Source organism: Acinetobacter sp. HR7, assembly GCF_000773685.1.
Taxonomy (GTDB): Bacteria; Pseudomonadota; Gammaproteobacteria; order Pseudomonadales; family Moraxellaceae; genus Acinetobacter; species Acinetobacter thermotolerans.
The window spans coordinates 1-8,406 of sequence record NZ_JPQO01000105.1 but is presented as its reverse complement, the minus strand read 5'-3'; the positions used below and the strand labels follow the sequence as shown (position 1 = coordinate 8,406).

7 protein-coding genes are annotated in these 8,406 nt (G+C 43.2%); 6 read left to right on the top strand and 1 reads right to left on the bottom strand.

All coding sequences use genetic code 11. The features are described 5' to 3' along the window. Positions 1-159 precede the first annotated feature (159 nt). From GW12_RS05735 to pstB, 4 genes are all read left to right on the top strand, one after another. The gene (locus GW12_RS05735) at positions 160-1,191 is read left to right on the top strand and encodes a substrate-binding domain-containing protein (protein ID WP_034584633.1); all 1,032 of its coding nucleotides are present in this window, start codon (positions 160-162) and stop codon (positions 1,189-1,191) included. A gap of 78 nt (positions 1,192-1,269) precedes the next feature. Continuing rightward, complete coding sequence (gene pstC / locus GW12_RS05730; RefSeq protein WP_034584629.1) at positions 1,270-2,649, top strand: phosphate ABC transporter permease subunit PstC; 1,380 nt, start codon at positions 1,270-1,272, stop codon at positions 2,647-2,649. Continuing rightward, positions 2,649-4,040 (top strand): phosphate ABC transporter permease PstA, encoded by a 1,392-nt coding sequence (gene pstA / locus GW12_RS05725; RefSeq protein ID WP_034584626.1) that lies wholly within the window; start codon positions 2,649-2,651, stop codon positions 4,038-4,040. The genes pstC and pstA overlap by 1 nt, the downstream gene beginning before the upstream one ends. A gap of 12 nt (positions 4,041-4,052) precedes the next feature. Then, entirely contained in the window at positions 4,053-4,970 is a 918-nt protein-coding gene (gene pstB / locus GW12_RS05720; protein WP_375730988.1) for a phosphate ABC transporter ATP-binding protein PstB, read from the top strand. 278 nt (positions 4,971-5,248) lie between these two features. Here pstB and GW12_RS05715 read toward each other — a convergent pair whose 3' ends face one another. Beyond that, positions 5,249-5,857, bottom strand: coding sequence for a TetR/AcrR family transcriptional regulator (locus GW12_RS05715; protein WP_034584623.1), 609 nt, complete (start codon positions 5,855-5,857; stop codon positions 5,249-5,251). 97 nt (positions 5,858-5,954) lie between these two features. On the opposite strand from GW12_RS05715, the gene GW12_RS05710 reads away from it, so the two are divergent. Beyond that, entirely contained in the window at positions 5,955-7,313 is a 1,359-nt protein-coding gene (locus GW12_RS05710) for an NAD(P)/FAD-dependent oxidoreductase (protein WP_201771787.1), read from the top strand. An 84-nt stretch (positions 7,314-7,397) separates the two neighbouring features. Next, positions 7,398-8,261, top strand: coding sequence for an alpha/beta hydrolase (locus tag GW12_RS05705; RefSeq protein ID WP_052127886.1), 864 nt, complete (start codon positions 7,398-7,400; stop codon positions 8,259-8,261). Positions 8,262-8,406 lie beyond the last annotated feature (145 nt).

Sequence of the window (8,406 nt, the reverse complement as noted above, 5' to 3'; positions counted from 1 at the left end):
TCTGCTAGTCTAGAGCCTTTATAATTAATTTCTTGCTGTAATAACTTTCATAAAACTTTAATAAATCTGTAACCTGCTTGTCATATTCAAAAATCAAAATGTTGGTATCGAAACAAGTAACACGCTAAAGGCGTAGCTAAATATAAAGAGAGATACTAAATGCGTTTAACAACAGCAATGACAACAGTGGCATTAATGGGAACTGTAGCGGCATGTGCAGCGAATGCCGCACGCGATACGATCCAGATTGCAGGTTCTTCAACTGTCTTACCTTATGCCAGTATCGTGGCTGAAGAATTTGGCAACACATTCCCACAGTTTAAAGCCCCAGTAGTCGGTTCAGGTGGTTCATCTGCAGGCTTAAAGCAGTTCTGTCGTGGTGTGGGTGATAACACGATTGATATTGCCAATGCTTCCCGCCAGATCAAAAGTGCCGAACTCGCCGAATGTAAGAAAAATGGTGTCAATAAAGTTCTGGAAATCAAGATCGGTTATGACGGCATTGTCTTTGCCTCGAATGCCAAGAAAGCAGCTTATAAACTGCGCCCACAACATGTCTTTGCCGCACTCGCCGCTGAAGTGCCATCTAATGGCAAGATGGTACCTAATCCATATACCCGCTGGAACCAGATTGATCCAGCACTTCCGAATGAGCTAATCACGCTGGTTATCCCGGCTTCTAATCATGGAACGCGCGAAGTCTTCCAGGAGAAGATGGTGGATGCAGGTTGTGAAACGTACGCTGCAATTAAGTCTCTAGACAAAGATGCCCAGAAAAAAGCGTGTAGTACCTTCCGTAAAGATGGTCGGGTGATTGAAATATCCGGTGATTATACTGAAACCCTGGCACGCCTGAAAACATCACCAAATGCAGTAGGAGTCTTTGGGCTTGGTTTCTATGATCAGAACCGTGACAAGCTACGTGTAGCGACGGTGAACAATGTTGCTCCATCAGAGAAAACGATCCTGAATGGTACTTATCCGGTATCCCGTCCATTGTACTTCTATGTCAAAGGTGAACACCTGAAATCAATTAAAGGTCTGCAACAGTTCACTGAATATTTCCTGAATAAAAAAGTATCGGGCAAAGGATCAAAACTGGAAAGAGCAGGGCTGATTGCCATGTCTGACAAGGAGCGGTCAGTGGTGCTGACAAACTTCAAAGCAAATAAGGCAGTTGTACTGAAGTAGGTAATGAAATGGCTGGGAGCAGGAAACTGTGACCAGCTTTTTTTCAACGATGAAGATTGAAAAAACAGTGGAGCATCAATGAATCTGCTACTACTCGGTATATTACTGGCGATCATCGCGATTGCTTATCAGCTCGGATTAAGCCGAAGCCAGCAATTGGCAGGTCAGGGTAAGAATACCGCCATGCTGAATTCACGTCCTGGCTACTATGGTGCGATGGTGGCTTTATGGTGTGGGATTCCAGCATTTTTTATTTTTCTGCTCTGGAGTCTGGTAGAGCCTGTCATCCTGAAACAGTTGGTTGTGTACCATTTGCCAGGACAGATGGTGGCAGACATGGATCAGGCAAGCTTAAGCATCGTGGTGGATCGGGTACAGGCACTGGCTTCCGGTTTTGGCGTCAGCGATACGCCCCAAGCCTATGAACTGTCTGCAGCAGAACAGATGGCACGCATGCTGAGCATCAGCAGCTATGCCAAGCTGGTGGTGGTCATCTCAGCTGCGGTTGCCGGGCTGGTCTGGGCAAAGCGACGCATCACCAAACAGTTACGTGCCCGCCATCAGGTCGAAAAAGTGATCAATATTAGTCTGGCACTCTGTTCTGGCGTGGCCATCCTGACCACACTGGGTATCGTCATGTCGATGTTTGGCGAAGCCATGCGCTTCTTTAGCTTTGTTAGTCCGATTGATTTCTTCTTTGGTACTGAATGGAATCCGGGATTTAGCAGTTCAGGCGATGCCGAAGGCAGTTATGGTCTGTTGCCATTACTGTGGGGCACAGTCATGGTCAGTGCAATTGCACTGCTGGTTGCTGTACCTATCGGTTTGATGATTGCAATCTATCTGGCGGAATATGCTTCTCCACGATTTAGAGCCTGGGTCAAGCCGATCATTGAGGTACTTGCAGGGATTCCAACGATTGTCTATGGCGTATTTGCCTTGATGATTTTAGGTCCATTTCTGAAAAGTCTAGGTGCCATGTTAGGTGTTGATATCAATGCCACCAGTGCCCTGACAGCGGGTGTGGTAATGGGCATCATGATCATTCCATTTGTCTCATCACTTTCAGATGACATCATTACCCAGGTACCACGTGCACTTCGCGATGGTTCGCTAGGACTGGGCGCAACTAAATCGGAAACCATCCGTCAGGTGGTGCTTCCCGCTGCCTTACCCGGTATCATGGGCGCCTTTTTACTTGCAGCTTCCCGTGCCATAGGTGAAACCATGATCGTGGTACTGGCTGCGGGGAACAGTCCGATCCTGCATGCCAACCCGCTTGAAGCGGTCTCTACCGTCACCATGACCATTGTGAATCAGCTGACAGGGGATACAGATTTCGCCAGTCCACAGGCATTGGTAGCCTTTGCACTGGGTCTAACCCTATTTGTGATTACTTTAGGTTTAAACATCATTGCACTGATCATTGTGCGCAAATATCGTGAGCAATACGACTGATGAGTACTTCAAATACCACGCCGATGGATCAGGATCTAGATCCAGTAAGTGCAGCAGCGCAGCGGGAAAAGCGCAAAAGGATCATTCAGGATTCCTTGGCCAAGCGCCATCGCCAGGAAAAATCATTTCGCAGGTTTGGTCAGTCTGCAGTATTGGCGGGTCTGTTCTTTGTGGTGTTGCTATTTGGCAGCATCTTGGCCAAAGGATTACCTGCATTCTGGCAGAGCAGCATGAGCCTGCCGATTTACTTTGACCCAGCTATTGTTAATGTAGAGCCGAAGCCAGTGCAGTCTGACAAAGAATCACCGGCACAATATCAGGAACGCTTGTTAGCCTGGCAAATGGAAATGGGCATGGTGGATTGGGATGCACTGATCATCAATGGCATGTTGGCACGGAATCCCAAGCTAGAAGCACAGCGTGACGAACTGGGCGCTTTATACGCCAGTTCTGAAGCCTACCGTTTGCGGGACATGGTGATGAATGACCCATCACTGATCGGTCAGACAGAGCAGGTAAAAATTCTGGCGGATGCCAATGTTGATGTCTGGCTAAAAGGCAATATTGACCGCGATCTGTCAGATGAACAACAACAGCTGAGTCCAGAAGTACGCCAACTGGCAGACAGTATGAAAACTTCAGAGCTCATCAAAAGCAGTTTTAATACCCAGATCTTTACCAGTCCAGATTCACGCAGTTCACCTGCGGCTTCTGGTTTGGCAGGTGCCTTTATGGGGTCGCTGTTCATGATGCTGATTGTCATCCTGATCTCGATTCCCATTGGTGTTGCATCAGCTATCTATCTGGAAGAGTTTGCACCAAAGAACTGGATCACAGATGTGATTGAGGTGAATATCAACAACCTCGCAGCAGTACCTTCCATTGTCTTTGGTTTACTGGGTGCAGCGATCTTTATTGGCTGGATGCATTTACCTTTATCTGCACCATTAGTAGGTGGTTTGGTCTTAAGCCTGATGACTTTACCTACCGTGATTATTACTACCCGAGCTTCTTTAAAAGCCGTACCGCCGTCGATTCGTCAAGCTGCACTGGGCTTGGGTGCCTCACGCTTACAAACAACTTTCCATCACGTGTTGCCACTGGCACTGCCGGGTATTTTAACTGGTGCAATCATTGGTGTAGCACAAGCATTAGGTGAAACAGCACCACTTCTATTGATTGGGATGAGTGCCTTTGTTGCCAGTGTACCGGCCACTCCACTGGATCAATCGACAGCCTTACCTGTGCAAATTTTCCTGTGGCAGGGCAATGAACTGCGTAACTTCTTCGAAGGACGTACTGCCGCAGCCATTATTGTTCTTCTTGCGCTCATGATTGGATTAAACAGTTTAGCCATCTGGTTGCGCAAGAAATTTGAAATCCGTTGGTAATAAGGAAAAAGAATGATGAACACGACAGAAATTTTAAAATCTATCATGCAGGATCCAGAGTTGAATTCACAAGCATTATTATTTAATTCAGCAGATGCAGCAGCTAAATCCATCCCTATATTGACTCCACAATCAGTCGCTAAAACTGAAAGCAAGCAAGCTGACAAAAGTCATCAGATCAAAATCAGTACCCAGGATGCGCATGTTTACTATGGCGAATCTGAGGCCATTAAAGGAATTGATCTGGACATTTATGAAAATGAAGTCATTGCCTTTATTGGTCCATCTGGCTGTGGGAAATCAACTTTCCTGCGTATGCTCAACCGCATGAATGACAGTATTGAGGGTTGCCGTATGACAGGAAAAGTGTTGCTGGATAATCAGAATATTTATGATCCGACTCTGGATGTGGTAATGCTACGCGCCCAAGTCGGCATGGTGTTCCAGAAACCGAATCCGTTTCCAAAATCAATTTTTGAAAATGTGGCTTATGGTCCAAAACTGCATGGACTAGCTCGAGATCGATATGATCTGGAAGAAATTGTTGAGAACAGTTTACGTAAGGCGGGGTTATGGGCTGAGGTAAAAGATCGACTGAATCAACCAGGAACAAGCCTGTCAGGTGGACAGCAGCAGCGTTTATGTATTGCACGTACCATTGCAGTTTCGCCTGAGGTGATTTTAATGGATGAACCCTGTTCAGCACTTGATCCGATTGCAACCGCCAAAGTTGAAGAACTGATAAGTGAATTAGCGCAGCAGTACACGATTGCAATCGTCACGCACTCGATGCAACAGGCAGCGCGTGTATCCAACCGAACAGCATATTTCCACCTGGGTCATTTAATTGAAGTGAATGCAACAGAAAAAGTCTTTTCTCAACCTGATCATGAGTTGACTGAGGCTTATATTACTGGACGTTTTGGGTAATACGACCCGTAGAAGGCTTAAAAGTTAAAACATTTAATTAAAAAATAGAGCAATTGAAGTGTTTAATGCTGGTTTTGACATGGACTGCATAATATAGATTAAATCAAATAATAGTTTTTATGTATTATATTATACATATAAAGTCTTTTATTGTTTAAGAAGTGATCTGTATAATTCTCGCCCAGATACTAAGGCTGTAGTTTCTGATTTATTTCTTATTCTTGTTTTTCTAAGCTCATCCGTCCCGCGGATGAGCTTTTTTTTGTCTGGTCTTTAGATTAAATATAAGCTTTTTTCTCCAGATAAGCTTCGCAAACCAGTAGGGCTTCTTGCTGCAATTCCTCAGTAATATAGCCATAACGATAAAAGCTGTGTTTCATCAACGAGAAAATTAATTCAATCATGATGGTGATATCTTCGGTTTTTTTGAGCGTTAAAGGATTTTCCTTTTGGGTAAAAATTTTGACGAACTCTTTGGATATCTCTTCGATCACAGCTTCTTGAAGGCTAAAACCTTCAATGTTTACCGGACCACCCAGAATCAGCATGCTGGCTGGCTTATTCTGGTTATAAAAAGCAGAGGCGTTACTCAAGGCATCTTGAATGATGTCCAGCACTGACCATGTCTTGTAGATCTGAGCATTATGGGTCAAGTAACTTTGCAATTTTTGGAAATACCGATTTACGATTAAGCTAAACAGATGATCTATCGTAGGAAAATACTGATAGATATGATTTCGTGGCACACCTGAAATTTGTGAAATTTCCTGGATGTTGCATTCAGCTAAAGCCCTGGTTTCTAAAAGATCTATGGTGGTTTGAATCACTTTTTCCAGACGCTCGATACTTCTTTTCTGAACTGGCATCTTCACTTCATTCATCAGCATCTTACATCCCCTCATTGATTTCCTAAAAAAACTACCCTATATTTTAAAAACCGACACGTGACGGATTTTAGATTAAAATATTTTCATGGAGCTGAAAATGAATAAAACTGTCTGCATTATTGGCGCAGGCCCTTCAGGCATTGCCGCAGCAAAAAACTGTAAAGAATATAATATAGCGTTTGATCTATTTGAAAAGAATGACAAAGTTGGCGGAAACTGGGTATTTAACTCAAAAACAGGTCATTCATCTGTTTATGAGAACACGCATATTATCAGTTCCAAAAAACTTTCAGAGTATGAAGATTACCCGATGCCGGATCATTATCCAGATTACCCACGGCATGATCAGCTACAACAATATTTCGAGAACTATAGTAAATACTTTCAGGTGTATGACCAGATCAAGTTTAACCATACCGTAGATCATGTTGAACGTATGGCTGACGGTCAGTGGCAAGTGGATTACACCGATGCAGAAGGGCAGAAGCACCAAAAAATTTATCAGTATCTGATGGTGTGTAATGGCCATCACTGGATGCCAAAGTATCCAAAATATGAAGGCAAATTTACCGGCAAATGGATGCATTCACATGATTTTAAAGGTGTGAATGATGAATGGCGTGATAAAAAGATTTTAGTGATTGGAGCCGGGAACTCAGGCTGTGATGTCGCAGTAGAAGCCGCACGCGTCAGTAAAGATGTTTACCTCTCAATGCGTAGCCCTCAATGGTTCCTGCCAAAATTTCTGCTTGGCCTTCCAAGTGATATGGTCGCAAAAGCCTTAGAGAATTTACGTCCTAAAACACGTCAGAGCATTCTGACCAAATCTTTAAAAATCCTGACTGGTAATTATGAGAGTTTTGGATTACCTCCAACGACGAAGCCAGTATTAAGCCAGCATCCGACAGTCAACTCAGATTTAATTGATTATGTTCGCCATGGGAAGGTCAAGCCTAAACCAGCCATTAAAAAATTAGATGGCAAAACAGTTGAATTTACCGATGGTACCAAGCAAGAGTTTGACATCGTTTGTTGCTGTACCGGATTCTGGACTGTATTCCCATTCTTTGACCCTGAATTTATCAATTTCCAGCATGCTGAAAAAATACCGCTGTATCGTAAAATGATGCATGCGGATTATGACAATTTATACTTTATTGGATTGTTCCAGCCGATTGGTTGTATCTGGCCATTAGCAGACTTCCAGGCACGTATCGCTTGTCAGGAAATCTTGGGCAAGTATAAGCGTCCAAAAGATATGAAAGCAGCAATCCAACATGAGCTGGATCATCCTCACTACAAATTTGAGGGTGGGCAACGGCATGCTGTAGAAGTAGATTACAATACGTTCCGTACTGAACTTGTTTCTGATCTAGCATCAGCAGGTGTACAAGTACCTCCTCGTCATTTCAATATTTCAGCGACAAAATTATTCTCCAGATTATTGACTGCTTAGCTAAATGCGGTAAGTTTTGTAATAAGTGCTCCCTGCACTTATTACAAATAATTAAAAAAAGAACCGTATTACAAGGAATGCGTGATGCAGATAAAAAATATTCTAATTCCCATAGAGTCGTTTCACATTCAGGCTGATTTATATATAAATAATAAAGACTTACCCTTTGTAATCATGGCACATGGCTTGGGTGGTGATAAAAGTTGCGCTCTAGACCTTTACATTCAAGCTTATCTGGAACAGGGCTATAATATTTGCTGTTTTGATCATCGCGGATTTGGTAAGAGTAGTGGAAAATATAAAAATCTCGTTGATAAAAACAGTCAATTGAAGGATTGGAAAGCGGTCATTCAATATATTAAAGATGAGTTCAATCTGACTGAAAAAGACCTCATTTTATGGGGATATTCCTTTAGCGGGGGACATGTCTTAACACTTGCCAGTGAGCAGAATTACCGTGCCGTCATTGCCAATTTTCCCCATGTCGACGGATTGGCAAGCCTTTGCAAATATCCAATCCAATATCTTTTGCCTGCAACTTTCTTAGCGCTTACGGATATGTGCTATCGTGTTTTTGGAAAAGCCAAGAATATGAGCGTGGTTGCCAAAAACCGGTTTGCAGTACTTTCAGGCAAAGATTGCTATGATGGATATTACTCGTTAATTCCTGAAAATCAGCATTGGGATAATCAAGTACCTGCCAGAATTGTATTGACGATCCCATTTTATCGCCCCATCGCGATCAGCCATAAAATTCAAACGCCGACCTTGATCGTTGGAGCTAAGCAAGATTCATTGATTCCGATTTCAAGAACACGTAAGACCGCCCAAAAATCAGGCCATATCGAGTATTTTGAAGAGGAATGTGGGCATTTCGATCTATTTCATCAGCCGTTCATGAATCGGATTCAGTCACAACATTTTAGGTTTCTTCAGCAACTTAGGTGATTCCAAGCATTGAAAGCATCAATCGATAGAGAATCCTATGCAGAGTCAGATCCCTAATGAAAAAGCAGCCTGATACAAAATTAGGCTGCTTTTTGTCAGGTACGTAGTACTTTCAATTGATTGCTTTAACCTGAGTTCGATATAA